The sequence below is a fragment of the Hydrogenophaga sp. genome (genome assembly GCF_041913525.1).
Taxonomy (GTDB): Bacteria; Pseudomonadota; Gammaproteobacteria; order Burkholderiales; family Burkholderiaceae_C; genus Hydrogenophaga.
In genome coordinates, this window is sequence record NZ_JAYSFD010000019.1 from 1 (window position 1) to 26,892 (window position 26,892).

30 protein-coding genes are annotated in these 26,892 nt (G+C 68.3%); 13 read left to right on the plus strand and 17 right to left on the minus strand.

Annotated features, from left to right (window positions below):
* Window positions 1–37: 37 nt before the first annotated feature.
* From ACE3RQ_RS17400 to ACE3RQ_RS17415, 4 genes are all read left to right on the plus strand, one after another.
* Entirely contained in the window at window positions 38–154 is a 117-nt protein-coding gene (locus ACE3RQ_RS17400; protein ID WP_374523340.1) for an integrase core domain-containing protein, read from the plus strand.
* 129 nt (window positions 155–283) lie between these two features.
* On the plus strand, window positions 284–1,330 hold the full coding sequence (locus ACE3RQ_RS17405; protein WP_374523341.1) for a radical SAM protein: 1,047 nt from the start codon (window positions 284–286) through the stop codon (window positions 1,328–1,330).
* Entirely contained in the window at window positions 1,318–2,901 is a 1,584-nt protein-coding gene (locus ACE3RQ_RS17410; protein ID WP_374523342.1) for an alpha/beta hydrolase family protein, read from the plus strand. Before ACE3RQ_RS17405 ends, ACE3RQ_RS17410 begins: the two co-directional genes overlap by 13 nt.
* Window positions 2,898–3,185, plus strand: a complete 288-nt coding sequence (locus tag ACE3RQ_RS17415; protein ID WP_374523343.1) for a hypothetical protein — start codon at window positions 2,898–2,900, stop codon at window positions 3,183–3,185. Before ACE3RQ_RS17410 ends, ACE3RQ_RS17415 begins: the two co-directional genes overlap by 4 nt.
* A gap of 265 nt (window positions 3,186–3,450) precedes the next feature.
* Here the strand turns inward: ACE3RQ_RS17415 and bamE are convergent, their stop codons facing one another.
* On the minus strand, window positions 3,451–3,972 hold the full coding sequence (bamE, locus tag ACE3RQ_RS17420; RefSeq protein ID WP_374523344.1) for an outer membrane protein assembly factor BamE: 522 nt from the start codon (window positions 3,970–3,972) through the stop codon (window positions 3,451–3,453).
* Window positions 3,973–4,074: 102 nt separating this feature from the next.
* Here bamE and ACE3RQ_RS17425 point away from each other — a divergent pair, with 102 nt between their 5' ends.
* Genes ACE3RQ_RS17425 through nadB form a run of 4 tightly spaced genes read left to right on the plus strand, consistent with a single transcriptional unit; the run spans window position 4,075 to window position 8,452 of the window.
* On the plus strand, window positions 4,075–5,730 hold the full coding sequence (locus tag ACE3RQ_RS17425) for a SulP family inorganic anion transporter (protein ID WP_374523345.1): 1,656 nt from the start codon (window positions 4,075–4,077) through the stop codon (window positions 5,728–5,730).
* 33 nt (window positions 5,731–5,763) lie between these two features.
* Window positions 5,764–5,976 (plus strand): DUF3460 family protein, encoded by a 213-nt coding sequence (locus ACE3RQ_RS17430; protein WP_374523346.1) that lies wholly within the window; start codon window positions 5,764–5,766, stop codon window positions 5,974–5,976.
* A gap of 10 nt (window positions 5,977–5,986) precedes the next feature.
* A complete protein-coding gene (locus ACE3RQ_RS17435; protein WP_374523347.1) occupies window positions 5,987–6,841 on the plus strand; it encodes a ScpA family protein in 855 nt (284 codons plus the stop codon).
* 15 nt (window positions 6,842–6,856) lie between these two features.
* Window positions 6,857–8,452 carry an L-aspartate oxidase gene (gene nadB, locus ACE3RQ_RS17440; protein WP_374523348.1) on the plus strand — a complete coding sequence of 532 codons (1,596 nt, stop codon included), beginning with the start codon at window positions 6,857–6,859 and terminating at the stop codon, window positions 8,450–8,452.
* A gap of 12 nt (window positions 8,453–8,464) precedes the next feature.
* On the opposite strand, the gene ACE3RQ_RS17445 is transcribed toward nadB, so the two are convergent.
* Genes ACE3RQ_RS17445 through nadC form a run of 3 tightly spaced genes read right to left on the minus strand, consistent with a single transcriptional unit; the run spans window position 8,465 to window position 12,209 of the window.
* Window positions 8,465–10,219, minus strand: a complete 1,755-nt coding sequence (locus ACE3RQ_RS17445) for a chorismate-binding protein (RefSeq protein WP_374523349.1) — start codon at window positions 10,217–10,219, stop codon at window positions 8,465–8,467.
* Entirely contained in the window at window positions 10,216–11,325 is a 1,110-nt protein-coding gene (nadA, locus tag ACE3RQ_RS17450) for a quinolinate synthase NadA (protein ID WP_374523350.1), read from the minus strand. The genes ACE3RQ_RS17445 and nadA overlap by 4 nt, the downstream gene beginning before the upstream one ends.
* A gap of 20 nt (window positions 11,326–11,345) precedes the next feature.
* A complete protein-coding gene (nadC, locus tag ACE3RQ_RS17455; RefSeq protein WP_374523351.1) occupies window positions 11,346–12,209 on the minus strand; it encodes a carboxylating nicotinate-nucleotide diphosphorylase in 864 nt (287 codons plus the stop codon).
* Between the two features lie 78 nt (window positions 12,210–12,287).
* On the opposite strand from nadC, the gene panB reads away from it, so the two are divergent.
* On the plus strand, window positions 12,288–13,169 hold the full coding sequence (gene panB, locus ACE3RQ_RS17460; RefSeq protein ID WP_374523352.1) for a 3-methyl-2-oxobutanoate hydroxymethyltransferase: 882 nt from the start codon (window positions 12,288–12,290) through the stop codon (window positions 13,167–13,169).
* Between the two features lie 126 nt (window positions 13,170–13,295).
* Window positions 13,296–14,147, plus strand: coding sequence for a pantoate--beta-alanine ligase (panC, locus tag ACE3RQ_RS17465; protein ID WP_374523353.1), 852 nt, complete (start codon window positions 13,296–13,298; stop codon window positions 14,145–14,147).
* A gap of 21 nt (window positions 14,148–14,168) precedes the next feature.
* Here panC and ACE3RQ_RS17470 read toward each other — a convergent pair whose 3' ends face one another.
* The 4 genes from ACE3RQ_RS17470 to ACE3RQ_RS17485 all read right to left on the minus strand — a co-directional run bounded on the left by ACE3RQ_RS17470 (window position 14,169) and on the right by ACE3RQ_RS17485 (window position 16,441).
* Window positions 14,169–15,167 carry an NAD(P)H-dependent glycerol-3-phosphate dehydrogenase gene (locus ACE3RQ_RS17470; RefSeq protein WP_374523399.1) on the minus strand — a complete coding sequence of 333 codons (999 nt, stop codon included), beginning with the start codon at window positions 15,165–15,167 and terminating at the stop codon, window positions 14,169–14,171.
* A 28-nt stretch (window positions 15,168–15,195) separates the two neighbouring features.
* Window positions 15,196–15,639: a protein-export chaperone SecB gene (secB, locus tag ACE3RQ_RS17475; protein ID WP_374523354.1), complete on the minus strand. Its 444-nt coding sequence runs from the start codon at window positions 15,637–15,639 to the stop codon at window positions 15,196–15,198.
* A 107-nt stretch (window positions 15,640–15,746) separates the two neighbouring features.
* On the minus strand, window positions 15,747–16,001 hold the full coding sequence (gene grxC / locus ACE3RQ_RS17480) for a glutaredoxin 3 (RefSeq protein WP_374523355.1): 255 nt from the start codon (window positions 15,999–16,001) through the stop codon (window positions 15,747–15,749).
* A 29-nt stretch (window positions 16,002–16,030) separates the two neighbouring features.
* Complete coding sequence (locus tag ACE3RQ_RS17485; RefSeq protein ID WP_374523356.1) at window positions 16,031–16,441, minus strand: rhodanese-like domain-containing protein; 411 nt, start codon at window positions 16,439–16,441, stop codon at window positions 16,031–16,033.
* 116 nt (window positions 16,442–16,557) lie between these two features.
* Here ACE3RQ_RS17485 and gpmA point away from each other — a divergent pair, with 116 nt between their 5' ends.
* The 3 genes from gpmA (at window position 16,558) to ACE3RQ_RS17500 (ending at window position 19,738) form a co-directional block, all read left to right on the plus strand.
* Window positions 16,558–17,301, plus strand: a complete 744-nt coding sequence (gene gpmA, locus ACE3RQ_RS17490) for a 2,3-diphosphoglycerate-dependent phosphoglycerate mutase (RefSeq protein WP_374523357.1) — start codon at window positions 16,558–16,560, stop codon at window positions 17,299–17,301.
* 154 nt (window positions 17,302–17,455) lie between these two features.
* A complete protein-coding gene (locus ACE3RQ_RS17495) occupies window positions 17,456–18,934 on the plus strand; it encodes a S41 family peptidase (protein WP_374523400.1) in 1,479 nt (492 codons plus the stop codon).
* Window positions 18,935–18,982: 48 nt separating this feature from the next.
* Entirely contained in the window at window positions 18,983–19,738 is a 756-nt protein-coding gene (locus tag ACE3RQ_RS17500) for a ThiF family adenylyltransferase (protein WP_374523358.1), read from the plus strand.
* A 10-nt stretch (window positions 19,739–19,748) separates the two neighbouring features.
* Here the strand turns inward: ACE3RQ_RS17500 and ACE3RQ_RS17505 are convergent, their stop codons facing one another.
* From ACE3RQ_RS17505 to ACE3RQ_RS17545, 9 genes are all read right to left on the minus strand, one after another.
* Window positions 19,749–20,309, minus strand: coding sequence for a thermonuclease family protein (locus ACE3RQ_RS17505; protein WP_374523359.1), 561 nt, complete (start codon window positions 20,307–20,309; stop codon window positions 19,749–19,751).
* Window positions 20,306–20,527: a hypothetical protein gene (locus ACE3RQ_RS17510; RefSeq protein ID WP_374523360.1), complete on the minus strand. Its 222-nt coding sequence runs from the start codon at window positions 20,525–20,527 to the stop codon at window positions 20,306–20,308. Before ACE3RQ_RS17510 ends, ACE3RQ_RS17505 begins: the two co-directional genes overlap by 4 nt.
* An 18-nt stretch (window positions 20,528–20,545) precedes the next feature.
* Complete coding sequence (locus ACE3RQ_RS17515) at window positions 20,546–21,055, minus strand: 6,7-dimethyl-8-ribityllumazine synthase (RefSeq protein WP_374523361.1); 510 nt, start codon at window positions 21,053–21,055, stop codon at window positions 20,546–20,548.
* Between the two features lie 24 nt (window positions 21,056–21,079).
* Window positions 21,080–21,922, minus strand: coding sequence for a DUF429 domain-containing protein (locus tag ACE3RQ_RS17520; protein WP_374523362.1), 843 nt, complete (start codon window positions 21,920–21,922; stop codon window positions 21,080–21,082).
* A 7-nt stretch (window positions 21,923–21,929) separates the two neighbouring features.
* Entirely contained in the window at window positions 21,930–22,811 is an 882-nt protein-coding gene (locus ACE3RQ_RS17525; RefSeq protein ID WP_374523363.1) for an EamA family transporter, read from the minus strand.
* A gap of 67 nt (window positions 22,812–22,878) precedes the next feature.
* Window positions 22,879–23,304 carry a BLUF domain-containing protein gene (locus ACE3RQ_RS17530; RefSeq protein ID WP_374523364.1) on the minus strand — a complete coding sequence of 142 codons (426 nt, stop codon included), beginning with the start codon at window positions 23,302–23,304 and terminating at the stop codon, window positions 22,879–22,881.
* A 10-nt stretch (window positions 23,305–23,314) separates the two neighbouring features.
* A complete protein-coding gene (folE, locus tag ACE3RQ_RS17535) occupies window positions 23,315–24,019 on the minus strand; it encodes a GTP cyclohydrolase I (protein ID WP_374523365.1) in 705 nt (234 codons plus the stop codon).
* 32 nt (window positions 24,020–24,051) lie between these two features.
* Complete coding sequence (locus ACE3RQ_RS17540; protein WP_374523366.1) at window positions 24,052–25,851, minus strand: ATP-dependent DNA ligase; 1,800 nt, start codon at window positions 25,849–25,851, stop codon at window positions 24,052–24,054.
* Window positions 25,848–26,891, minus strand: coding sequence for a ligase-associated DNA damage response exonuclease (locus ACE3RQ_RS17545; RefSeq protein WP_374523367.1), 1,044 nt, complete (start codon window positions 26,889–26,891; stop codon window positions 25,848–25,850). The genes ACE3RQ_RS17540 and ACE3RQ_RS17545 overlap by 4 nt, the downstream gene beginning before the upstream one ends.
* Window position 26,892 lies beyond the last annotated feature (1 nt).

A 26,892-nucleotide genomic window follows, 5' to 3' on the forward strand; every position in this document is an offset into this window, starting at 1 on the left:
GTAAACGGACTCTACTAACCTTCAACTGGTACGCCTTATGGGGGGCAGGTCAGATTGGCTACACGGCTACAACCACCACCGACCCCATCAAGCCCTCGGCCGAATCCCACCGGTCGAGTACCGTGTCAAACTGTTCCCCAACCTCTACTTCTGACTGGCTCAGGAAATCGAGGGGACTTCAGGCGGGAGGCCTTCTGTAAGCAAGTGAGCAGAGGGCGGGCGTTGTGTCTGCCCTCTTTGACAGAACATCAGGGAGATTTATGTGAAGCCATTGTTCCCCACCATGCTCACCGTCCTGACCACAAACACCTGCACCGCCGCATGCGGGCACTGCACGGTTCATTCCTCACCACAACGACGGGGCCGTCTTTCTCTGGAGACGATGACCCGTGTCATCGACGACCTGCATGAGGTATCAGGATTGCAGGTCGTGGTCTTTGCAGGAGGAGAGCCAACGCTCATGAAGGGAAGCCTACTGGACGCTATCGCTCACTGTGATGCTCGTGGTATCCCCACAAGAATGGTCACCAATGCGTCCTGGGCAACGAGTGACTATGCCGCACGTAAGATGGTGCGCACGTTGCGGGAGGCAGGCCTTGCGGAGTTGAATCTGAGCGCAGACGATTTCCATCTGCCCTTCATCTCGTTCGACAACATCGTGCGCGCGTGGAGAGCGAGCAAAGGACAGGGATTTCTCAACGTCGCAATCGCCAATTGTTATGGACCACAGAGCAAGATCACGCCGGATTTCATCCGTAGGGAACTGAATGAGCCTGACATTGAAGTGCGATTCGACGATCAGGGCAGCCAGACACAGCCGCGCGCTGTAAGCAAAGACGGATCAACCTACATGCTCTCGAACGGGCTTCTGCAGCGCATTGGACGCGCGCGCGAGCATGTGGGAGATGACGACCTGTTTTATCCGTCATCACAGGCGCAGCTTGACATGGCCTGCCCTTGGGCCATCCGTTCAGCTGCGCTCGCACCTAGCGGTCATCTGGTGGCTTGTTGTGGCATCGAGGCCGCTGGCAACGAGGTACTCGACTTCGGTGAAGTTCTTACTCAGAGTCCGAGCTCCGTGGCACGAGAAGCTGCGTTGGATCTGCTGGTCAATGCAATTTCCGCGATTGGGCCATATCGGCTCCTGCAGTTGGCGCAAGCCCTCGACCGCAGCCGGACAGTGACCACACGTGAACGCTATGCCTCGATGTGCGAGGCTTGTGAAGACCTGGTGCGTCAGCCTGCTGCAATCGCCGTGCTTCGAAAGCATAGTGTCGTGGTCGGTAGGGAGGTGGCTGCCAAGTTGGAGCGTGAAGCATGTCTGACTTGAATCACCGGCCTCTTCCAGAGCAAGCAGCGCCGGGCCAGGTGGAGGAGTTCCGTTTCGAGCTCGATCTGAACGGAGCGAACGTCGCCACCTCGTTCGCCTGGTGCGAGCGAGGGCCGGACACCCCGTTGCCCCTTGCGCTGGTGGCTTGCACCATCGGCACGGCCCGTTCACCGGGCCAGGCCAGTTCGTCAAGCAGCGTGACCCGGTTCGGTGCAGAGGGGACGGTGATGGGCTTCCGGTCCGAGACTAGCGATGGCCGGACCCTGGCCTACCGCTTCGATGCGCTCGGCCGGCGATGGCTGACGACGGATTCCGGTGAACCGGTGCTGATTGATGGACCCGTCGTGCACGCGGTGATCGAGCACAACAACTTCGCGGCCTTGCTGCTGCTGATGCGCCATGCCGTGCAGCGGTTGAGGCCGGGCGATGGCACGACGTATGCGGTGCTGATCCCGGAGCTCAATCGAACGCTCGGCCTGCGTCTGGAGAAAGAGGCTGACACGTTGACCTGCCCGGCCTTGGGCCTGCGTTACCGCTGGCCCGGGCCCGGCCAGTCGGAATGCCTGGAGCTGATGGCCCAGGGGGCTTCGCTGAGCTTGAAGCCGCTGGCCGGGGACGACCGGACGCAAATGATGCGCTGGCGTGATCGACTGTGCGCCCCGGCCACCGTCGATGCCGTTGCCGAGCCGGGCATTCGATTCCGGGATGAACTGGCGGATGCCGACGCCCTGCTTGCCACTGGTGCCCCTCTGACAGGTCTTAGGACGCCCGCCCAGGGGCGCTCGCGTGGTCTGTTCGTGCTCATCGGAGGCTCGGGCGAATATGACGCGAGAGGCTTCACGCGCCTGGGTGAGAACCTGGGCTATCTCCCATGGATACGCTTTTTCTCGCGCGAGGGGTATGACGTTCTGTCGGTGGCGCGCAGGTCGGATGCGTCGGTCACCCACCTCGATCACCGGCGCGCGCTGCTGGCCTTGATCGAGCGGCACCGGGCCAAGTCCGGGCCGGCACTGGTGATCGCGGGTCACAGCCTGGGAGGGCTGGTTGCGGCCGATATCGCACCGGCCTTGCACCCCTTGCCGGTGGTGATACTGGCCGCATGCCCGGCGCGGGGCCTGCGCAAGACCATCCTGCGGCAGGCCTTCTGCCAGGTGGCCGGGCCGCGCGAGCCGCAGATGCGCGATCGTGCAGCCTGGCGAAGCCAGGCAGATCACTATGAGAGATTCATCAGCGGCCCGGCGGATTCACCCGCCATCGCCCTGCGGCAAGCCGACCGCGCCCTAATCCGCGCTTTCTCGGACGTGGGGGCGGCCGAGCTTCTGCGCCGCTGGCCCACGGGCGGTCGCGTGCTTGTCATGCACGCAGATGCCGACGAGAAGGTGGATTTCCGTGACGCGGGACGGTGGATCGGTGCCGCTGCACGGAACGGTGTGAAGGCCGATCTGCTGCCCGTTCCGGGAAAGGATCACGTGTTCGGCCTCATGGACGCAGCGGCGGACCCCGAAGCGGTACTGGCGCCGGTGGCTGCCTTTCTGCGAACGTTGGCCTCTGACGAGGGCCGATCCTCGTGATTTACGGCTCGGTCGCTGTCGTCCTGGCGCACCGTGTACCCGAGCTGTGGGCGCAGTGCAAACCATTGATTCAGTCGGCTATCTCCACCTCGCCGATTCGCAGCGATATCGAGCAAATTCTTGACCAACTGGTCCAGGGCAAGCTCGAACTTCTGGTCGGGTTCGATCATGCAGCCGCGGTGCAGGCCGTTTTGGTGGTGCGGTATCGGCCCGAGGGAGATGGATTCGTGGCGCACATCCAGGCCGCTGCGGGGCGGGGAGTGTCGCTGGCACGAGAAGAGTGAGGAGATGTATTGCGGTGGCTGGAAAGCAAAAAGGTCCAGCGTGTCCAGCTTCACTGCCAAGGGCCGCAAGAGCGTCTGCGCTTTGCCTGGCACAAACACCTCCCTGACTCGCTGCCGTCCTGGGCGCCGTGCGTCCCCACGACCAGGCCGGGGCATCGGCCCTGCCGCACTGGATCCTTCGGCTTCAACCCTACAGCGATGCGCACCATCCGCCACGGAAAAAGCCGCCCTCGGGCGGCTTTTTGCTGGGCACGGGCGCCGCGCGTCAGCGGTTCTTGATGAGATCGGGGTCGGGCTCGGAGCCGGTGCGCACCACGCGCAGGTCGGGGTTGAAGACCACGGTGAACACGCGCGATTCCACGCGGTTGTCGTCGAGGTAGCGCCAGTCGTAATGCGTCTCGCGCTTGAGCGGGTAGGTGGACACCTTCATCGGCTTGCCCAGCATCCGCCGCACCTGCTCCATGGGCATGCCGGGCTGCACCTTGGCGAAGTTCTCTTCGGTCAGCACCTGTTCCAGCGCGATCATGCGGCCGTCGGGGCCGATGGTGATCATGTAGTTCACGTGGCCAGCCGGCTGGCGGCTGTACTCGTACACCTGCGCGCCGTCGTCACCGTCCCACACCGCCTCGGGCGGGCCGAAGCGCTCGCGCACGTCGGCCTCGGTGGACACGCCCGGCTCCAGCTCGGCGATGTTCTGCAGGTCGCAGGCGCCCACGAAACCCACCGCGCCCAGCACCGCGAGCACCGGGCGCAGCGCCCGCCACCACCAGCCTTGTTGTTGTCGCATGGTCCACGTCCTCCGCGAATGCAAAAAGGTCAGTGTAAGTCCCGACCTGCGCCCCTGTGCCGTGTCAGCCAGGCGGCCTGTTGCCAGGGGTAACATGCCCGAATGGCCTTTGGACTGCCCCCGCTCGCCCCCTTCCGCCCGCGCGCCGCCACGGCCCTGCGGGGCTACCGGCGAGAGCTGCTGATGCGCGACATCGGCGCGGGCGCCACGGTGGGCATCGTGGCGCTGCCCCTGGCCATGGCCTTCGCCATCGCCAGCGGCCTGCCGCCCCAGGCGGGTTTGTGGACGGCCATCATCGGCGGCTTTCTGGTGGCGGCGCTGGGCGGCACCTCGGTGCAGATTGGCGGGCCGGCCGGGGCCTTCATCGTCATCGTGTACGGCATCGTCGAACGCTACGGCGTGGCCAACCTGCTCATCGCCACGGCCAGCGCGGGCGTGCTGCTGTTCCTGCTGGGCCTGTTCCGGCTGGGCGTGCTGGTGCGCTACGTGCCGGTGAGCGTGGTGATTGGCTTCACCAACGGCATCGCGGTGCTGATCGCGCTGTCACAACTGCGCGACCTGCTGGGGCTTGAGATCGCCAAGATGCCGGGCAGCGTGTTCGGCCAGTTGCAGGCCCTGGTGGCCCACCGCGACAGCTTCAACCCCTGGGCCTTGCTGCTGGGCGCGCTGTGCGTGCTGGGCCTGTTCGTGTGGCCGCGCCTGTGGGCGGTGGACTCGCGCTTTCGGCGCCAGCTCGAAGGCCTGGACACCACCAGCGCCCTGCGCGCCACCTCGCGCCTGCCGGCCCCGGTGGTGGCGCTGGTGACGCTCTCGCTGCTGGCCTGGGCGCTGAAGATGCCGGTGGAGACCATCGGCACGCGCTTTGGTGGCATTCCCCAATCGCTGCCGGCCTTCGAGTTGCCCGATTTCTCGTGGGAGACGGTGCGCCTGCTGGTCACGCCCACGCTCACCATCGCGCTGCTGGGCGCCATCGAATCGCTGCTGTGCGCGCGCGTGGCCGACCAACTGTTCGAAGGCCCCAAGCACGACCCGAACCAGGAGCTGATGGCGCAGGGCGTGGCCAACCTGGTGGTGCCCTTCTTTGGCGGCATGCCCGTCACCGGCACCATTGCGCGCACCGTCACCAACATCCGCTCGGGCGCGGCCACGCCGGTGGCGGGCGTGGTGCACGCGCTCACGCTGGCGGCGGTGGTGCTGATCGCCGCGCCGCTGGCGGCCCACATTCCGCTGGCGGTGCTGGCCGGGGTGCTGCTGTTCGTGGCCTGGAACATGGGCGAGTGGCGCGAGTTCGGCCGCCTGCGCCACTTCAGCCACCACTACCGGCTGATGCTGGTGTCCACCTTTGCCGTGACCATCGTGTTTGACCTGACGGTGGCGGTGGAGCTGGGCCTGGTGCTGGCGGTGGTGCTGTTCGTGCGCCGCCAGAGCGACATCTTCCGCGCCGACATCACCGGCCGCACCGACCAGGGCCTGGCCGTGCGGCTCTACGGCTCGCTGTTCTTTGGCGCGGTCACCAAGATTGACCCCATCGTGGCGGCCGTTGAGGCATCGGCCACGCCACTGGACGTGACGATCGACGCCCACCAGCTCATTGCCCTGGACACCACCGGGCTGGACGCGCTGGAGCAACTGCACAAGGCGGTGCACCGCCAGGGCGGCAGCCTGGCCATCACAGGGCTGCAGCCCCAGCCGCTGTCGCTGCTGCAGCGCACCGGCTTCATCGGGCGACTGACCCGCTGGACAACCGCCGCGCCGTAAAATGCCGGGTTTTCACCCACCCAGCCCCTCGCCATGTCGTTCTTTGCCCGCCCGCACTACACCTCCGACGCGACGCAGTTCATCGAGAAGCTCAAGGCCACCAAGCCCGAGCTCGACAAGGCCCAGCGCGAAGGCCGTGCCCTGCTGTGGGACAAGGCCATCGACCGCGACTTCCAGGCCGACGCCCAAGCCGCCCGCGTGCCGCAGAAGCCCTACGTTTACCAGACCGACGCGCTCCTGAAGTGAGCCAGGCGGCATGAGCAACACCGAGGTCCACTCGCTCGACGAAGCGCCGCCGGGCCTCGATGAGGTGTTGCCCACGGTGGTGGACCACGTGGCGCTGGCCCGCCTGTACGGCGAGCCGCTGTTCAAGCTGCCGCAAGACCTCTACATCCCGCCCGACGCGCTGCGCGTCTTCCTCGAGGCCTTCGAGGGCCCGCTGGACCTGCTGCTCTACCTCATCCGCAAGCAGAACTTCAACATCCTCGACATCCCCATGGCCGCGGTCACGCGACAGTACCTGGCCTACGTCGACGAAATCCGGGCCAGCAACCTCGAACTGGCGGCCGAGTACCTGCTGATGGCGGCCATGCTGATCGAGATCAAGTCGCGCATGCTGCTGCCCCCGAAGAAGACCCCCGAGGGCGAAGAGGCAGAAGACCCTCGCGCCGAGTTGGTGCGCCGCCTGCTGGAATACGAGCAGATGAAACTGGCCGCGCAGCGCCTGACCGAGCTGCCCCAGTACGGCCGCGATTTCCTGCGCGCCCAGGTCTATGTGGAACAGGCCCTGGCGCCGCGATTCCCTGACGTGGACGTGGGCGATCTGCAGAGTGCGTGGCGCGACATCCTCAAGCGCGCCAAACTCGTGCAGCACCACAAGATCAGCCGCGAAGAACTCTCCGTGCGCGAGCACATGAGCATCGTGCTGCGCAAGCTGCAAGGCCGCAAGTTCGTCGAGTTCGGCGACCTGTTCGACGTCTCGCAAGGCACGCCAGTGCTGGTGGTGACCTTCATCGCCATGCTCGAACTCGCCAAAGAAACCCTCATTGAGCTCACCCAGGCCGAGGCCTTCGCGCCCATCTATGTGCGCCTGGCCTACACCCCGAGCTAGCCTCCCCCCATCTCCATGACTGCACTGCACCGCTTCGACGTTCTCATCATCGGCAGCGGCCTGGCTGGCCTGACCGCGGCCCTGAACCTGGCCCCCACCCACCGCGTGGCGGTGATCACCAAGCGCGCCCTCACCGACGGCTCCAGCAACTGGGCGCAGGGCGGCATCGCCGCCGTGATGGCCGAGGGCGACAGCTACGCCTCGCACGTGGAAGACACCCTGGTGGCCGGCGCCGGCCTGTGCGACCGCGAGGCCACCGAGTTCACCGTGGAGCACGCACCCGCCGCCGTGGCCTGGCTGCGCGAACTGGGCGTGCCCTTCACCACCGAGCACGGCGAGCTGCACCTCACCCGCGAAGGCGGCCACAGCCACCGGCGCATCGTGCACGCCGCCGACGCCACGGGCGCTGCCGTGCAGGCCACGCTGATCGAGCGCGTGCGGGCCACGCCCAATGTGCAGGTGTTCGAGCACCACATGCTGGTGGACCTCATCACCGACCGCCGCCTGGCCGGCCCGCGCGGCGAGCGCCGCTGCTTCGGCGCCTATGTGCTCGACACCGTGGCCGACCAGGTGGTCACCTTCGAGGCCCAGCACACCGTGCTGGCCACCGGCGGCGCCGGCAAGGTTTACCTCTACACCACCAACCCCGACACCGCCACCGGCGACGGCATTGCCGCGGCCTGGCGCGCGGGCTGCAAGGTGGGCAACATGGAATTCATTCAGTTCCACCCCACCTGCCTGTACCACCCGCACGCCAAGAGCTTCCTCATCTCGGAAGCGGTGCGCGGCGAAGGCGGCCTGCTCAAGCTGCCGCCACACCTGGGCGGGCGCCGCTTCATGCCCGACCACGACCCGCGCGCCGAGCTGGCGCCGCGCGACGTGGTGGCCCGCGCCATCGACTTCGAGATGAAGAAGCACGGCCTGGACTGCGTGCACCTGGACATCTCGCACCAGAGCCCCGAGTTCCTGCGCGAGCACTTCCCCAACATCCTGGCGCGCTGCGCCGAGCTGGGCATCGACATCACCAAGGAACCCATTCCGGTGGTGCCGGCGGCCCACTACACCTGCGGCGGCGTGGTCACCGACCTGAACGGCCGCACCGAAGTGGCCGGCCTCTACGCCGTGGGCGAGACCACCTGCACCGGCCTGCACGGCGCCAACCGCCTGGCCAGCAACTCGCTGGTGGAGTGCATGGTGTTCGCGCAAGCCGCCGTCACGGCCATTCGCCAGGCCGGCGCCGCCACCCTGCCCGAGCTGCCGCTGTGGGACGACAGCCGCGTGACCGACGCGGACGAGATGGTGGTGATCTCGCACAACTGGGACGAGCTGCGCCGCTTCATGTGGGACTACGTGGGCATCGTGCGCACCAACAAACGCCTGGAGCGCGCGGCGCACCGCATCGCCCTGCTGCAGCGCGAAATCCATGAGTTCTATTCGCAGTTTCACGTCACGCGCGACCTGCTGGAGCTGCGCAACCTGGTGCAGGTGGCCGACCTGATCGTGATGTCGGCCATGATGCGCCACGAGAGCCGTGGCCTGCACTTCAGCCGCGACTACCCCGATCTGCTGCCCGAGGCCAAGCCCACCATCCTGGTGCCGCCGGCGCGCTGACGCGGCACCCGCTCAACCCAGCAGCGTGGCCGGCAGCCAGCCGCGCAGGCTGTTCAGAAAGGCCAGGGCCTCGGCGCGCTGCAGGTGCTCACGGGTGAGCACCGCCTCTTGCAGGCGGCCTTCGCGCAGGGCCACCTCGCGCCCCACGCCAGGCAACAGGCCACAGGCCGCGGCCGGCGTGAACCATTGCCCGTCCAGGCACAAAGCGAGGTTGCCGCGCGTGCACTCGGTCAGCTCGCCCCGCTCGTTCCACAACACGGTGTCAAAGCCCTCGGGGCGCAGGGCCGCGTCGTAATGCCCGCGGCGCGTGGTCTTGTGGGCCACGAACTCGCTGTCGGCCGCCTCAAACGCCTCACTGGCCAGCACCAGTGACACCGGCCCCGCCGTGGGCTCGGTGGCCACGGCGGTGGCGGCGGGCGTGCCGTCGCGGCGCAGCGTCAGGCGCACGCGCCACAGGCCCTGCTCACGGCCTTGGGTCAGATTGGCCAGGCAGGCGCGCACGCGCTGGGCGTCGCAGGCAAAGCCGAAGTGGCGCGCGCTGCGGGCTAGGCGGGCCAGGTGTTCGTCCACAAAGCGAAAGCGGCCGTCTTGCAGCGCCAAGGTCTCCAGCAAGTCAAACGGCTCACTGGCCCGCTCGGCAAAGCAGCGCTTGTGCCGCCATTCCTGCCACTCGGCACTGGCGTGGGCACCGGCCGTGATGCCGCTGCCCACGCCCAGGCGCAGCGAGCGGCCCCGGGCCTGCACCGTGCGAATGGCCACGTTGAAGGTGGCGCCGCCACCCGGGCGCACCACGCCCACGGCACCGCAGTACACGCCCCGGGCATCGGGCTCCAGCTCGCGGACCAGGCGCATGGCCTCGCGCTTGGGCGCGCCCGTGATGGAGCCACAGGGGAACAAGGCGGTGAACACATCGACCAGGGCCACGCCGGCCCGCGTCTGCGCCTGCACGTCGGACGTCATTTGCCAGACGGTGGGCAAGCCGCGCACGCCAAACAACTCGGACACGGTCACCGAAAACGGCTCGGCCACGCGCGACACGTCGTTGCGGATCAGGTCCACGATCATCACGTTCTCGGCCCGCTCTTTGACCGAGGCGCGCAGGCCATCGGCCAGGGCGGCATCGGCCTGCGGCTCGGCGTGGCGCGGGGCGGTGCCCTTCATGGGCCGCAGCAGAATGCGCTGGCCGTCCCAGTCGAAAAACAGCTCGGGCGACACGCTGAGCACCTGCCCGTCACCCATGTCGATGAACGCAGCGTAGCCCCCAGGCTGCTCCTGGTGCAAGGCCTGGAACAGGCGCCAGGCCGAGCCTTGAGCCAGCTCACCCGGCCAACGCGCGGTGTGGTTCACCTGGTACACCCGGCCCTGGGCAATGGCCCGCTGGATGTGGGCCACATCGGCGGCGAAGCGGCGGGCATCGCCGGCCGTTTGCCACTGGGCGCGCACCTCGCCAAACAGGCCGTCGGCAACAGGCGGCAGCGGTGTCTCGTGCACGGCGAACCAGGCCAGCGGCCCGTCGGGCGCGTGCACAGGCAGGGCCGCGTCAAACGCGGGCGCTGCCTCGTAGGCCACCCACCCCACGCACCATCGGCCCTCGGCGGCCTCGCGCTGCACGGCTTGCAGCACCGGCTTCACCTCATCCGGTGTGTGCGCCTGCCAGACCCGCAGCGGCTGGCCAAACGCCAGGCGCACACCCGGCTGGCCGGGCAGGCCACTGGCGGCGAAGTCGATGAAGGCGTGGGGCGCTGCGGTCGAATCGCCGCCGCTCACGCGGCGCCGATGTTGGGCACCAGCGCGCCGGCGTCGTGACCGGCCTTGTGCGCGGCGGTGAAGGCCAGCATGCGATCGATCGGCACGCGGGCGCGGGGAATCAAGGCCGGGTCCACGTGGATCTCGTTCAGGCCAGCCTCCAGCACGCGGGCCACGCCGGCCAGGCTGTTCATGGCCATCCAGGGGCAGTGCGCGCAGCTCTTGCAGGTAGCACTGTTGCCAGCGGTGGGCGCTTCAATGAAGACCTTGCCCGGGTTCTGCTGGCGCAGCGAATGCATCATGCCCTTGTCGGTGGCCACGATGAACTCGGGCGCGTCCAGCTCGCGCGCGGCCTTCAGAATGGCCGAGGTGGAGCCCACGGCGTCGGCCAGGGCGATCACGTCGGCCGGGCTCTCGGGGTGCACCAGCACCTTGGCCTGCGGGTGGGCCTTTTTCAGCTCGGCCAGCTCGAAGGCCTTGAACTCGTCGTGCACGATGCACGAGCCGTTCCACATCAGCATGTCGGCGCCGGTTTCGCGCTGGATGTAGCCACCCAGGTGCTTGTCGGGCGCCCACAGAATCTTGTGGCCCTTGTCCTTCAGGGCCTTCACGATGTCCAGCGCGCAGCTTGAGGTGACCAGCCAGTCCGAGCGGGCCTTTACGGCCGCGCTGGTGTTGGCGTACACCACCACGGTGCGGTCGGGGTGGGCGTCGCAGAAGGCGCTGAACTGCTCGATGGGGCAGCCCAGGTCAAGCGAGCAGTTGGCGTCCAGGTCGGGCATGAGCACCGTCTTCTCGGGGCTCAGGATCTTGGCCGTCTCGCCCATGAAGCGCACGCCAGACACCACCAGCGTGGTGGCCGCGTGGTCGCGCCCGAAGCGGGCCATCTCCAGCGAGTCGCTCACGATGCCACCGGTCTCGATGGCCAGGTCTTGCAGGTCGGGGTGCACGTAATAGTGCGAGACCATCACCGCGTTGCGCTCTTTGAGCAGGCGGCGGATCTTGTCTTTCAGCGCGGCGCGCTCGGTGGGGCTGGGCTCCACCGGCACGCGGGCCCAGGCGTGTTGCGTGGGGCAGGCGGGTTGTTCGTATTCGACGTCAATGACGCCCGAGGTGGCGGTGCTCATGGTGGCGCTCCGGTGAGGGGTCAAAGCGCTTCAAAGCGCATGGAGAAATCGATGGCCTTGACGTCCTTGGTCAGGGCACCAATGGAGATGCGGTCCACCCCGGTTTCTGCAAGGGCGCGCACCGTGTCCAGGTTCACCCCACCCGAAATCTCCAGGATGGCGCGACCGGCATTCAGGCGCACCGCTTCCTGCAGGGTGGGGATGTCCATGTTGTCCAGCAGCACCATGGTGGCGCCGCAGCGCAGGGCCTCGTCGAGCTGGGCCAGGGTCTCCACCTCGATTTCCACAAAGCGGGCCTGCGGCGCGGTCTCGCGCACGCGCTGCAGCACCGCGGCCACACCACCGGCGGCGGCGATGTGGTTCTCTTTGATCAGCACCGCGTCGTACAGGCCCACGCGGTGGTTCACGCCACCGCCGGTGGTGACCGCGTACTTCTGCGCCAGGCGCAGGCCGGGCAGGGTCTTGCGGGTGTCCACGATGGCCGCGCGCGTGCCGGCCACGGCCTGCACGAAGGTGGCGGTCTTGGTGGCCACGGCGCTGAGCAGTTGCAGGAAGTTCAGCGCCGTGCGCTCGGCGCTGAGCAGCGGCTGGGCCAGGCCGTCGATGCTGAGCACAACCTGATTGGCCTCGCAGCGCTGGCCCTCGGTCACGTGCCAGGTGAGGCGGGCATTGGGGTCCAGCGCGTGCACGGCGGCCTGCACCCAGGGGGTGCCACAGATCACAGCGCTCTCGCGCGCCAGGATGCGGGCCCGTGCGGGGCGGGCGGGGTCAACCAGGGCAGCGGTCAGGTCGCCGGTGCCCACGTCTTCGGCCAGGGCCCGCGCCACGTCTTGGCGGGCCAGCTCGGCCAGGTCGGCCGCGGTGTAGTCAGAGAGGTGCTTCATGGGGGGTCCAAGGATAACGGGATGGACTATAGTCCCCGGATTCTCAGACAACGCCCGGCGAGACACGGGCCACTGGACATGAGCAACCCCAACCCGACCACGGCCACCCCGTATGGCACCCTGCCGTCCGCATCGCCCCTGCCACAGCGCAAGCCGGTGAGCCTTCCCCGATTGAACGAGATGCGCGAGCGCGGTGAAAAGATCACCATGCTCACCTCCTACGACGCCACCTTCGCTGCCGTGGCCGACGCCGCGGGCGTCGAGTGCATTCTGGTGGGCGACTCGCTGGGCATGGTCTGCCAAGGCCTGGCCAGCACCGCTGGCGTCACCCTGGAGACCATGGCGTACCACACCGAGAGCGTGGTGCGCGGCCTGCGCCGCGTGCAAGGCACGGCCTGGGTCATCGCCGACCTGCCCTTCGGCAGCTACCACGAATCCAGAGAGCAGGCTCTGCGCAGCGCCACCGAACTGGTGCGCGCTGGCGCCCACATGGTCAAGCTCGAAGGCGGCGGCTGGACGGCCGAGACCGTGCGCTTCCTGGTGGAGCGCGGCATTCCCGTGTGCGCCCACCTGGGCCTGACGCCGCAAACCGTGCACGCGCTGGGCGGCTACCGGGTGCAGGGCCGCGACGACGCGGCCGCGCTGCAACTCAAGCGGCACTCGCTCGAACTGCAAGACGCTGGCGCCACCATGCTGGTGCTGGAGATGGTGCCCGCGGCCCTGTCGGCCGAGATCACCGACTCGCTCAAGACCTGCCACACCATCGGCATCGGCGCGGGCAAAGCCTGCGCGGGCCAGGTGCTGGTGATGCACGACATGCTCGGCATCAACCTGGGCAAGAACCCGAAGTTCGTTCGCAACTTCATGGAAGGCGCCGCCTCGGTGCGCGACGCCATGGCCGCCTACGTGCGCGCCGTCAAGGAAGGCAGCTTCCCTGACGACGCCCTGCACGCCTGGTGACACCGCCCACCCGCTAACCGGCGCCACCCGCCTCTTCCACTCAAGGGGCGGTGCCAGCGGCCCGTCCTGAGCGCGTCGAAGGGCGGTTCCGCGGCACCCACTGGCCCCAACTCCCACCCTGCCGTCATGAAACTCGTCCACACCATCGATGACCTGCGCGCGGCGCTGCGCCCCTACCACTCCCCCGCCCTGGTGCCCACCATGGGCAACCTGCACGACGGGCACCTGGAACTGGTGCGAACCGCCAAGCCCCTGGGCGACGTGACCGTGGCCAGCGTGTTCGTGAACCGCCTGCAGTTCGCGCCGCACGAAGACTTCGACACCTACCCCCGCACGCTCGAAGCCGACTGCCGGAAGCTGGAGTCGGTGGGATGCGACGTGGTGTTCGCGCCCAGCGAAAAAGAGATGTACCCCGAGCCGCAAGGCTTTAAGGTGACGCCGCCCACCGAACTGGCCGACATCCTGGAAGGCCACTTCCGCCCCGGTTTCTTCACCGGCGTGTGCACCGTGGTGATGAAGCTCTTCCAGTGCGCCTTCTCCGAGGCCAAGGGCGAGCGCTTCGCGGTATTTGGCAAGAAGGACTACCAGCAGCAGATGGTGATCCGCAACATGGTGAAGCAGTTCGCCCTGCCCATCACCATCGTGGGCAGCGAAACGCAGCGCGCCCCCGATGGCCTGGCGCTCAGTTCACGCAACGGCTACCTCAGTGAAGCCGAGCGGGCCGAGGCCGTGCAACTCTCGCTGGCCCTGCGCGCCTTGGGCCGCGACGCCCTGGCCGCAGCCGATGGCCTGGAGCGCCACCTGCCCGAGCTGGAGCGCCGCGCCATGGAAGGCCTGGCGGCCCGTGGCTGGCAGCCCGACTACCTCACCGTGCGCCGCCGTGCCGACTTGCAGGCCCCCAAGGCCGGTGAGCCGCTGGTGGTGCTGGGCGCCGCGCGCCTGGGCAAGACGCGCCTGATCGACAACTTCGAGATCTAAAGCGATTGAGCGCGAGAGGCCTCAGAGGCCCTCGTGCTTCGGGTCGCGCCCCATGAGCGCGGCCACCGCCTGCTCGGGGCGCAAGGCGCCGTCCAGCAGGGCCACCACGGCCTCGCTGATGGGCATGTCCACCCCCAGCGCCCGGGCGCGTTGCACCACGGTCTGCGCGCTGTACACGCCCTCGGCCACGTGGCCGAGCGATTCCACCGCCTGCGCCAAGGTGCGGCCCTGCGCCAGCAAGCGCCCCACCTGCCGGTTGCGCGACAGATCGCCCGTGGCGGTGAGCACCAGGTCGCCCAGGCCCGAGAGGCCCATGAAGGTTTCGGCCTGCGCCCCCAGGGCCACGCCCAGGCGCGTCATTTCGGCCAGGCCCCGGGTGATGAGGGCGGCGCGCGCGTTCAGGCCCAGGTCCAGGCCGTCGCAGAAGCCGGTGGCGATGGCCAGCACGTTCTTCACGGCGCCGCCCACCTCAACGCCCACCACGTCATCGTTGGCGTAGACGCGCAGGCTGGGGCTGTGAAAGGCAGTCACCAAGGCCTCTCGCATGGTCGCGTGGCGGCTGGCCGCCACCAGCGCGGTGGGCTGGCCGCGCGCCACTTCCTGCGCAAAGCTGGGGCCACTGAGCACGCCGGTGACCAGGCCCGGCGCCACCTCGGCCGCAATTTCGTGGCCCATCAGGCCCACGGCCGAGCCGCCCGCCTGGGGCCGCTCAAAGCCCTTGCACAACCAGGCCACCGGCACCTGCCGCTCGGCCAGGGCGCTCAACCAGCCCCGAAGGCCGGCCATGGGCGTGCCCACCACCACCAGATCGGCGGCTGGCAAAGGCTCACCGCTGGCGACGAGCAGGCTGTCGGGGAAGGGGATGCCGGGCAGGTAGCGCCGGTTTTCGCGGGTCGAGGCCAGCTTGGCCGCCTGGGCCGGGTCGCGGGCCCAGAGGGTGACCTGGGCCGCGCCGTGGCGGGCTGCGCTGATGGCCAGCGCCGTGCCCCAGGCCCCGGCGCCCAGGATGGTGATGTTCAGGGGGGCGCCTGTCACGCGCGCCACCGCCTTACTGGGTGCCGCCGGCGGTTTGCGCCTGCTGCTGCTCGTACATGGCCTGGAAGTTGATCTCGGCCAGGTGCACCGGCGGGAAACCGGCGCGCACGATCAGGTCGGCCACGTTGCCGCGCAAGTAGGGATAGACGATCTGCGGGCAGGCGATGCCCATGATGGGGCCCATCTGGTCTTGCGGCAGGTTGCGAATCTCGAAGATGCCGGCCTGCTTGGCCTCCACCAGGAACACCGTCTTGTCCTTGATCTTGGTCTGCACGGTGGCGGTCACGCTGACCTCGTACACGCCCTCGGCCACCGGGGTGGCTTCCACGCCCAGCTGGATGTCCACGCTGGGTTGTTCCTGCTCCAGCAGGATGGCCGGGGAATTGGGTTGCTCCAGCGACGCTTCCTTGAGGTAAACGCGCTGAATCTGGAAGACGGGGTCCTGGTTCTCGGCCATATCAATCTCGATGGGTCAGACAAAACAAACCCGCTGTGGGAGGCGTCCCCCGCAGCGGGCACTGGGCCGATTATGTCAGCCCGAAAGTGACGCTTCGCCGCTGGCTTTCAGGCTTGCAGCATCGGCACCAGGCCGTCGCGCGCGTCCAGGGCGTGCAGGTCGTCGCAGCCGCCCACGTGGGTGTCGCCAATGAAGATCTGCGGCACGCTGGTGCGGCCGGTGAGCTTGGTCATGTGGGCGCGCACATCGGGCTTGCCGTCGACCACGATCTCTTCGTAGTCGGCGCCCCGCGCCTGCAACAGGGCCTTGGCGCGGCTGCAATAGGGACAGAAATCGCTGGAGTAAATGGTGACCTTGGCCATTCGGAACCTCTTGGAAACAGGCCGGATGATCAGGCTTTTTCGATGGGCATGTTGGCTTCGCGCCAGGCACCCATGCCGCCCGAGAGGGATTGGGCGTTCTCATAGCCCAGCTTCTTGGCCACGGCCACCGCGCGGTTGGAGCGGGCGCCCGAGGCGCACACGAAGATCACCGGGTTGGCCTTGTTTTTCACCGTGCCCGGCAGCTTGGCTTCCAGCTCGCCCAGGGGCACGTGCTTGGCACCGATGATGTGGCCAGCCGCGAATTCGTTGGCTTCGCACACGTCCACCACCACCGCCTTTTCGCGGTTCATGAGCAGCACCGCGTCGTTCACGCCCAGCGTGCCGGCACGCCCGCCGGCCTTCACCGCCGGCCACACCAGCATGGCGCCAGACACAAAAGCCGCGGCGATCAGAACCCAGTTGTCGATAAAGAAACTCACGTCTTGCACCTTTCGAGTAAGCGCGGGATTTTAGAATGCCCGGCTGCACCACGGCGCGCGCCGCGCCAAGCCGGCCCACCCGGCCCCGATTTCTCCCTCCTCACCGCTGCTCAACCATGTACAAGCTCGTCCTGATTCGCCACGGCGAATCCACCTGGAACCTGGAAAACCGCTTCACTGGCTGGACCGACGTGGACCTCACGCCCACTGGCGTGTCGCAGGCCATGTCCGCTGGCCAACTGCTCAAGGCCGAGGGCTGGGATTTCGACATCGCCTACACCAGCGTGCTCAAGCGTGCGATCCACACCCTGTGGTACGTGCTCGACGCCATGGACCGCACCTGGCTGCCGGTGGTCAAGAACTGGCGCCTGAACGAGCGCCACTACGGCGCCCTGCAAGGCCTGAACAAGGCCGACATGGCCAAGCAGTACGGCGACGAGCAGGTGCTGGTCTGGCGCCGCAGCTACGACACCCCGCCGCCGGCCCTGGAGCCCACCGACCCGCGCTGTGAGCGCAGCGACCGCCGCTACGCCCTGCTCAACCCCGAGCAGGTGCCCCTGACCGAATGCCTGAAGGACACCGTGGAGCGCGTCACGCCCTTCTGGACCGAGGCCCTGGCCCCGGCCATCAAGAGCGGCAAGCGCGTGGTCGTGGCCGCCCACGGCAACAGCATCCGCGCCCTGGTGAAGTACCTGGACGGCATCTCCGACCAGGACATCGTGGGCCTGAACATCCCCAACGGCATCCCGCTGGTGTACGAGCTCGACGCCGACCTCAAGCCCATTCGCCACTACTACCTGGGCGACGCAGAAGCCGCTGCCCGAGCGGCCGCCGCCGTGGCGGCCCAGGGCAAGGCCTGAGGCCCTGCGGCAACCGGCGAGACACAAGGCCCGCCCAGGCCCGAGGGAACCCGTGGCCCGGGCCTGTGTCCTAGGTGTATATTGGCCCGGACCGTAAGCCCCGTTGGCTTGCGCGCGAGCGAATTTTGCGAAGGTGGTTTCGATGGCGAAACAGGTGAGTCACAAGCTCAAGATTGCCGGCTGGATCGCGGTGGGCGCGGTGGCCGGGGCGTTGACCACGGTGCAGTTGCAGGCCGTGGCCCGCAACACACTGGCCCCGCTGCCGCTGGAAGAGTTGCAGCAACTCGCGGCCGTGTTCGGCATGGTCAAGAGCGACTATGTGGAGCCGGTGGATGAGAAAAAGCTCATCTCCGAGGCCATCTCGGGCATGGTGGCCAGCCTCGACCCCCACTCGCAGTACTTCGACAAAAAGTCCTTCAAGGAATTCCGCGAGGGCACCAGCGGCCGCTTCGTGGGCGTGGGCATCGAGATCACCATGGAAGACGGCCTGGTCAAGGTGGTGTCCCCCATCGAAGACTCGCCCGCCTACCGCGCCGGTCTCAAGAGCGGCGACCTGATCACCAAGATCGACGACACCCCGGTCAAGGGCCTCACGATCAACGAGGCCGTCAAACTCATGCGCGGCGAGCCCCGCACCAAGGTGCTGCTCACCATCCTGCGCAAGGACGAAGACCGCACCTTCCCCGTGACCATCACGCGCGAGGAAATCAAGACCCAGAGCGTGAAGTCGCGTGGCATCGAGCCGGGCTACGCCTGGATTCGCGTGTCCCAGTTCCAGGAACGCACCACCGAAGACTTCGCCCGCAAGCTCGAAGAACTGGCCAAGGCCGATCCCAAGCTCAAAGGCCTGGTGCTGGACCTGCGCAACGACCCGGGCGGTCTGCTGGACGCCGCCGTGGCGCTGTCGGCCGTGTTCCTGCCCGAGAACGTGACGGTGGTGTCCACCAACGGCCAGCTCGCCGACAGCAAGTTCACCTACAAGGCCACGCCGCAGCACTACCTGCGCCGCGGCGGCAGCGACCCGGTCAAGCGCCTGACCGAGGCCACCAACGGCCTGTACAAGCGCATTCCGCTGGTGGTGCTGGTGAACGAAGGCTCGGCCTCGGCCAGCGAAATCGTGGCTGGCGCCCTGCAAGACCACAAGCGCGCCACCATCATGGGCAGCCAGACCTTCGGCAAGGGCTCGGTGCAGACGGTGCGCCCGCTCGGCCCCGACACCGGCCTGAAGCTCACCACCGCGCGCTACTACACGCCCTCGGGCAACTCCATTCAAGCCAAGGGCATCGTGCCCGACGTGATGGTGGACGAAACCCCCGAAGGCAACCTGTTCGCCGCCCTTCGCACCCGCGAGGCCGACCTGCAGAAGCACCTGGTGAATGGCCCCGAAGGCAAGGGCGACCAGCCCATGACCGACGCCCAGCGCGCCGCCGAGCAGCAGCGCGACCAGGAACGCGAGGCCGCCCGCAAGCGCCTGGAAGAAGAAGCCAAGAAGAACCCGAACCAGCGCCTGGTGCCCGAGTTCGGCAGCGAAAAAGACTTCCAGTTGCAGCAAGCCCTCAACCAGCTCAAGGGTCAGCCGGTGGTGGTGAGCAAGACGCTGTCGGTTCGCACCGAGGCCAAGAAAGACAACTGATGACCGGGCCCGGGCGCTTGGCCCGCCCGGCTTGCCTGAAGGCCGAACGTGGATGACGCACAACTGCTGCGCTACTCGCGGCACATCTTGCTGGACGACATTGGCATCGAAGGTCAGGAGCGACTGCTCGCGGGGCACGCCCTGATCGTCGGCGCCGGTGGCCTGGGCTCACCCGCCGCCTTGTACCTGGGCAGCGCCGGCGTGGGCCGCATCACAGTGGTGGACCACGACACGGTGGACGTGACCAACCTGCAGCGCCAGATCGCTCACACCCTGGCCCGCGTGGGCCAGCCCAAGACTGCGTCAGTGCGCGAAGCCATTGCGGCCATCAACCCCGACCCGGTGGTGCACACCGTGAACGAGCGCGCCGACGACGCCCTGCTCAGCCGCCTGGTGGCCGATGCCGACGTGGTGCTGGACTGCACCGACAACTTCGCCACCCGCCACGCCATCAACCGCGCCTGCGTGCGGCACCGCAAGCCGCTGGTGTCGGGCGCGGCCATTCGCATGGACGGACAGGTCAGCGTGTACGACAGCCGCGAAGCCGGGCAACCGTGTTACGCCTGCCTGTTCCCTGAAGACAGTGGGGTGGAAGAGGTGCGCTGCGCCACCATGGGCGTGTTCGCGCCGCTGGTGGGCATCGTGGGCACGCTGCAGGCGGCCGAAGCGCTGAAGCTGCTCGCCGGCCTGGGTTCGCGCCTGGTGGGGCAGCTCCTGATGGTGGACAGCCGCGACCTGGCCTTTCACCAGATCGCCCTGCAGGCTAACCCGACCTGCCCGGTCTGCTCAGCGCAGCGCGGCTGACGGCCGGGCCTCAGCGCCCCTTGCGTTCGGGCAAGGGACACGGCCCGTGGCGGCGCCGAAAATCGCGCGGAGTCTCCACATTGGCCTGGGCAAAAACGCCCCGCCGCGCCCTTTTCGCTTGCTTCTGTGCACCGGCGTAAGGGCCTTCACCCACCCGCCATTCATAGGCCCAGGCCTGCCCGCTGGCCACCAGCCAGCGGTTGATGTCGTCACCCTGGTGCTGAAGGCGAGCGAGCCCGCGGCCATAGGTGTCGGCCGCGCCCTCTTCCACCCACACCACCTGGCGCAGCACGCGCGCGGCGAGCCGGTCGCGCGCGGTCTCACCGCCGCGTTGGCAGATCTCAGGTGCGTCGATAGCGTCCAGCCGCAACTTGCGGTAGGGGCCACCGGCCAGCGGCTTGACCCAGACGGTGTCGCCGTCAAACACGCGCGTGACGCGGGCGGCGTAGGCCTCAGCGGCAAGCCCCGGTGCAGGCCAGAGCGCCAGCAACCCTGCCAGCCCCGTCAGCATCAGCAGGCCAGACAGCGCCGCCGCGCGTGGCGGCCAGCGCCCCATCGAGTGAAAGCTCACCCCTTCTTGCCACCCACCAGCAAGAGCCCCACGCCCACCACGATGGCGCCCACGCTCGCCCACACGGGCACCGGCACGGTCTTTTCCTGTTTGACCGAGAGTTCCAGCGGACCAAGCTTCACGGCCTCGGTGTCCTGGGTGTAGCTGAAAGACCCCATCACGAGGCCGGCCACGCCAGCGGCGATGAGAAGAATGCCAACGATGCGGGCAATGGTCATGGCGGGCTCCTTGAGAGATCAGGCCGCGAACTGGGCGTCCAGGCGGCGGATGCCGTCCACCGTCTGCAGGCAGGCCTGCGCGGCCTCGGTGCCCTTGAGGGCAAAGTGCTGCTGCAGGAAGCGGCGGTGTTCCACGTGTTCGTGGAAGTGGTGCGGCGCCTGCACGGCGGAAATCACCGGCACGCCGGTCTGCAGTTGCACGTCCATCAGGGCCTGCACCACGGTGCTGGCCACGAAGTCGTGGCGGTACACGCCGCCGTCCACCACCAGGGCGCTGCCCACCACGGCAGCGTAGCGGCCTGAGCGGGCCAGGCGCTGCACGTGCAGGGGAATCTCGAAGGCGCCGGCCACGTCGAACACGTCGATGGACTCGGGACCAAAACCGGCGCGCGCCATCTCGGCAAAAAACGCGTCGCGCGAACGCTGAACGATGTCGGCGTGCCACGACGCCTCCACGAAGGCGAAGCGCAGGTCGGCGGGCAGGCGGGGAAGCTCGGTGGGGGCAGGGGCTTGGGTCATGGCAGGCATTGTAGGAAGGTGGTGCCCGAGGCCTCAGGCGCTGACGATCCAGCCCTCCAGCGGGTCGCACTCGGGCAGGCCCCAGCGCGGGTGACCTTGGTGCTGCTGGTGCTGCGCCCAGGCGGCTTGCAGCAGGCACAGCACGGCGTCGAGCCGGTCGCCACTGGGGTCGTCGGCCAGGGCATCGCGTTGGGCGTGGCTCAGGCGCAGGCGCAAACCCGCGCCTTGCAGCAAGGGGGCAAGGCCGTTTTCCAAGGCGTTGAGCAAGGTGCGGCGCGCAATCAGGCGATCGGGCGTCTGCTTGGCCTTGTCGTCGCTTTTGTACGAGGTGTTGCCCAGCACGCTGCGCGCCAGCAGGCCCGGGTAGGCCTCCAGCGCCACGCGGGCCGGGTCGCCCTGGCGCAGGCCGGGCAGCGTGGCGTTGGCGGCAATCAGGCGCGGCACCCCCGCGTGCATCATGAAGGCCACGGGTGGGTTGACCCACTTCATGCTCGGGCTGGAGCCGGCCGGACCGTCGGTGGCGCGGTGGGCGAACTTGCCGCCCACGGGGCGGGCATCGCAAAAAACGGAGAAGGCCTGGCGAATGGTGTCGCGGTCGAGCGCGGCGTAGTGGGCCATGCAGGCGGCCCAGTCGGTGGGCCAGCCGAGGGCCTGCACCAGTTCACGCGGCAAACCAAAAGGCAGGTCAAAGCCGCCCACCCAGGCGGGCAGTCCGGCCAGGTGCGCGCCCCAGGCGTCGAGCGTGTCGAAGGTGTCGAGGGCGTCGAGCACCACGCGGCCACGGTCCAGCCGGCCGCGCGCCAGCGTGATGGGCTTGCGTCGGCTTGGCGCGCTGGTGAAGTCACAGCCCAGCAGGGGCAGGTCGTCAGGGGTCATGTGGGCGTCATCCCAGGGCCAGGGCGGTCACGCCCGCAGCAATGCAGCCGGCACCCAGCAGGCGGGCGATGCGGTCGCCCTCGCCCAGCAAGCGCCCACCGATGAGGGCAGCGAACAGCATGGACACCTCGCGCGCCGGCGCCACGTGCGACAGCGGGGCCTCGCGCATGGCGTAGAGCACCAGCACATAGGCCACGGGGCTGATGGCGGCCACCAGCAAGGCATAGCGCCACTGCTCGCGCCACAGGCGCCAGGTGCTGGGGCGGTCGTGCAGGGCCACGGGCGCCAGCAGGGCCACGCGGAAGAAGTTGCCCATGTAGTCCACCAGGATGGGCGAGAGCAACAACACCTTGACCGCGTAGCCGTCCACCACCGTGTAGGCGGCGATGAACACGCCAGTGAGCAGGCCATAGGCCATGCCCGCGTGCACGCGCTGGCGAGCGGCCGGGTCGTGCGCGGCGCGCAGCAGGCCGGGCCCGCCCGCGATCAGGAACACACCGCCCACCACCGCCACAATGCCCAGGCCACCCAACACGGTAAGCCGCTCGCCCAGCAGGGTGATGGCCACCAGCGAGGACAGCAGCGGCCCGCTGCCGCGCGCCATGGGATAGACCACGGTGAGGTCGGCGCGGCGGTAACCGCGCAGCAAGATGACGTAATACGCCACGTGCAGCACGCCGCTGGTGGCCACCAGGGCCCAGGCGGTGGCGTTCCAGTGCGGCACCTGCTCGCGGCCCAGCCACCAGCCCAGCGGCGCCCACACCAGCATCATCAGCACGGCGGTGAAGAAGGCGAAGCGGGCGTCGCCATTGGCCTTTTTGGCCGCGATGTTCCAGCCGGCATGGATCAGGCCGGCGAGAACGATCAGCAAAAAGGCGGTGGACGACACGGGCGAACGAAGCAACGAAAAACCGCAGCCCACCAAAGGCGGGCTGCGGTCTGGAGACGGGCGCCGATCAGGCGCGGCCGATGATGCTGGCGGTGGCCATCAGCTCTTCGAGCAGGGCCAGCGACACGGTGCCCGAGACCGAGTACGGGTCGAACTCGGGGCGCTCGGAGTACTTCAGCACGATGGAGGTGTTGAGCTTGGACAGGTTCACCGTGCCCATGGTCCAGCCACCAAAGCGGCGCTCACGAATCTCTTCGTAGTGCAGCAGCACCACGTCGGTGTGGCGCTGGTCGCTGACGATGTGGCTGTACAGCGTGTTCACCGCGCTGCGGCCACCTTCGATGGCTTGCAGGAAGATGCCACCGCCGTAGCACAGCACACCGGTGATGCCGTTGTGGATGTTGTGGGCACGCGAGGCGTCCAGGATGGACTCGATGGACTTGCTGCAGTCCTTGTTCACAGCGCGGCTGACGTAGAGCAGGCGAACGAGCATGGTGTTGACCTCAGCGGGGAATGAGGGAGAGGAATTCGCGGCGCAGGTTGGGGTCTTTGAGGAAGACACCGCGCATGACCGAGTTGATCATCTTGCTGTCCATGTCCTTCACCCCGCGCCAGGCCATGCAGTAGTGGCTGGCCTCCATCACGATGGCCAGGCCATCGGGCTGGGTCTTTTCCTGGATGAGGTCGGCCAGTTGCACCACCGCCTCTTCCTGGATCTGGGGACGGCCCATGATCCATTCGGCCAGGCGGGCGTACTTGGACAGGCCGATGACGTTGGTGTGCTCGTTGGGCATCACACCGATCCAGATGCGGCCGATCACCGGGCAGAAGTGGTGGCTGCAGGCGCTGCGCACGGTGATGGGGCCCACGATCATGAGCTCGTTGAGGTGCTCGGCGTTGGGGAATTCGGTGACGGCCGGGCCCTTCACGTAGCGGCCGTTGAACACCTCTTTGAGGTACATCTTGGCCACGCGGCGGGCGGTGTCACCGGTGTTGTGGTCGTTCTCGGTGTCGATCACCATGGCGTCTAGCACGCCTTGCATCTTCTCGGTGACCTCGTCCAACAGCTTCTCCAGTTCACCCGGCTGGATGAACTCGGCGATGTTGTCGTTCGAGTGGAAGCGGTGGCGAGCGGCCTTGAGGCGCTCGCGGATCTTGACGGACACGGGCACGCCCTGGTCATCGTCGGCGGGAACTGCTGGGTTCATGTCGGCATCTGGTGTCATGGTCGTGGGGGATGCTAACACCCGCCCTGAGCCAGATCGCCTTCTGTGGCCTTTGAACCGGTGCCGAGCAGGGCCTCCAGGTCGGCCAGGGTGTTGGCCTCGTGCAGGGGTTTGTCGGTGCGCTGGCGCAGCAGGCGCGGAAAGCGCAAGGCCACGCCGCTCTTGTGGCGCGGGCTGCGCGCAATGCCCTCAAAGGCCAGCTCGAACACCAGGGTGGGCAGCACGCTGCGCACCGGCCCGAACTTCTCCAGCGTGGTGCGGCGGATCACCGCGTCCACCGCCAGGAATTCCTCGTCGCTCAGGCCCGAATAGGCCTTGGTGAAGGCCACCAGTTGCAAAGCACCCGGCTGTGCGGGGCGGCGTTCGGCGATGGCCTGCACCACGGCCTGGGCTTCGGCGGCGTCGCGCGGTGGGCGGCTCCACACAGCGAAGGTGTAGTCGGTGTAGACCGAGGCGCGGCGGCCATGCCCGGCCTGGGCGTAGATGAGCACACCGTCGATGGTGAAGGGGTCTACCTTCCATTTCCACCAGGCCAGCGGCTCGGCGTCGCCGGGGCGCGACTTCACGCGCCCGGTGCCGTAACGACCCAGGCGATGCTTGAGCATGAGCCCCTCCAGCCCCCACTCGCGCGAGCGCTCTCGCCAGGCGGCCAGGGCGGCCCAGTCGTCAGTGAGCACCAGCGGCGAGCAGTCCAGGCGCGGGCTGACCGCATCGGCCAGGGTGTCCAGAGCGGCGCGGCGTTCGACCTGCGGCTGGGCCCGCAGGTCAGCTCCCTTGTGTTCAAGCAAGTCGTACGCAAGGAAGTGCACCGGCGCGGTGGCCAATACCTTGGACGTGAGCGTCTTGCGCCCAATGCGTTGCTGCAACACCGAAAACGGCGCGGGCGCACCCTGGGCCGAACTGCCCGGCAGGCTGGGTGCCAGGGCGTCCCAGGCCACGATCTCGCCGTCGATCACGGTGCCATCGGGCCAGCCCTTGGCCAGGGCCACCAGCTCGGGGAAGCGGTCGGTCATCAGCTCTTCGCCGCGCGACCACACCCACACCTGGCCTTGGCGTTTCACGATCTGGCCCCGGATGCCGTCGAACTTCCATTCCACCAGCCAGTCGTGGCGCTCGCCCAGGCTGGCGGGGGCGTCGGCCAGGGGCTGGGCGAGGAAGAAGGGGTAAGGCAGACCGCCCGAGGAAGCCCCACCGGTCTCGCCGCCCTCCTCGCCCCCTGGCTCGCCGTGCACGATGCGGGCCCAGGCCTGGGCGGTGGGCTCGCGCATGGCGTCGGTGTAGCCCATCATGCGCGCCGCCACCTCTTTCGGGTCGAGCCCGGCGTGCTCGGCCACGGCGCGCTGCACCAGCAGCTTGCTCACGCCCACGCGAAAGCCGCCACCCACGAGCTTGATGAACAAAAACCGGCCCAGCGGGTCCAGCTCGTCCCAGGCGGCGCGCACGGCCTGGGCCACCACCTCGGGTGCTTCGCCGCGCAGGGGCAGCAGGCGCTCTCGCATCCAGCCGTGCAAACCAAGCGCCGCCATGGGCCGCGAGGCGGGGGGCAAGAGGTGGGCGATGGTTTCGGCCAGGTCACCCACCGCCTGGTAACTGGCCTCGAACAGCCAATCGGGCAGGCCCGCGGCCTCGGTGGCCAAGGCGCGCAACTGGGCCGTGCGGATGAGCTGGCGCGGCTTGCCGCCGGCCAGGAAGTACACCGCCCAGGCCGCGTCTTCGGGCGGCACCTCGGCCAGGTAGCGCACCAGGGCGGCCACCTTGGCGCTGGTGGAGGTGGTGCCGTCCAGCTCGGCGTAGAGCTCGGCGAAGCGCTTCATGGGGCCGGCGATGCCTCGGGCGCTGGTTCGGCGGCCTCGTCGCCGTACTCGGTGTCAAAGGCCTCGGCCTGCAGGCCCTGCTCGCTGAGGTAGCGCACCAGCACTGGCACGCTGCCGTGGGTGACGATCACCCGCTCGGCCCCGGTGGCGCCAATGGCCGAGAGCAGCCCGGGCCAGTCGGCGTGGTCGCTGAGCACAAAGCCTTGGTCAAAACCGCCGCGGCGGCGCTGGCCACGCACCTGCATCCAGCCGCTGGCGAAGGCGTCGGCGCAATCACCGAAGCGGCGAATCCACGGTGTGCCCAGGGCGCTGCCAGGGCACAGCACCAGGGCGCGGCGCAGCACGGCCTTGTCGGTCACCTCACTCACGGTCAGGGTCTCGGGCAGCGCCACGCCCGCCGCGCGGTAGGCGCGGTTGATGGGCTCGACCGCGCCGTGGCAGACGATGGGGCCGATGCTGGCGTCCACGCCGCCCAGCAGGCGCTGCGCCTTGCCCAGGCTGTAGCACACCAGCACGCTGGCGCGACCGGCCTGGGCGTTGGCGGCCCACCAGCGGTTGATCTGCCCAAACAGCTCGGCGTCGGGCCGCCAGCGGTAGATGGGCAGGCCGAACGTTGACTCGGTGATGAACACGTCGCAGCGCACCGGCTCGAAGGGCGCGCAAGTGCGGTCGGGCACGGCGCCGTGCGGCGTGGGCCGGTAGTCGCCACTGGCCACCCACACCCGCCCGCCATGTTCCACGCGCACCTGGGCAGAGCCCAGCACATGGCCCGCGGGGTGCAGCGAGACGCGCACGCCCTGGTGTTCCACCACCTCGCCATAGGCCAGGCCCTGGAAGGCAATGCCGGCACCCAGGCGCGCGCGCAGCAGGCCCTCGGACACGGCCGTGGCCAGGTAATGCCCGTGGCCGGTGCGGGCGTGGTCGGCGTGGGCGTGGGTGATCACCGCCCGCTCCACGCGCCGCCAGGGGTCAATGTAGAAATCGCCCGGCGGGCAGTACAAGCCCTCGGGGCGCTGCACGATCAGGTCGCCGCTGGCCATG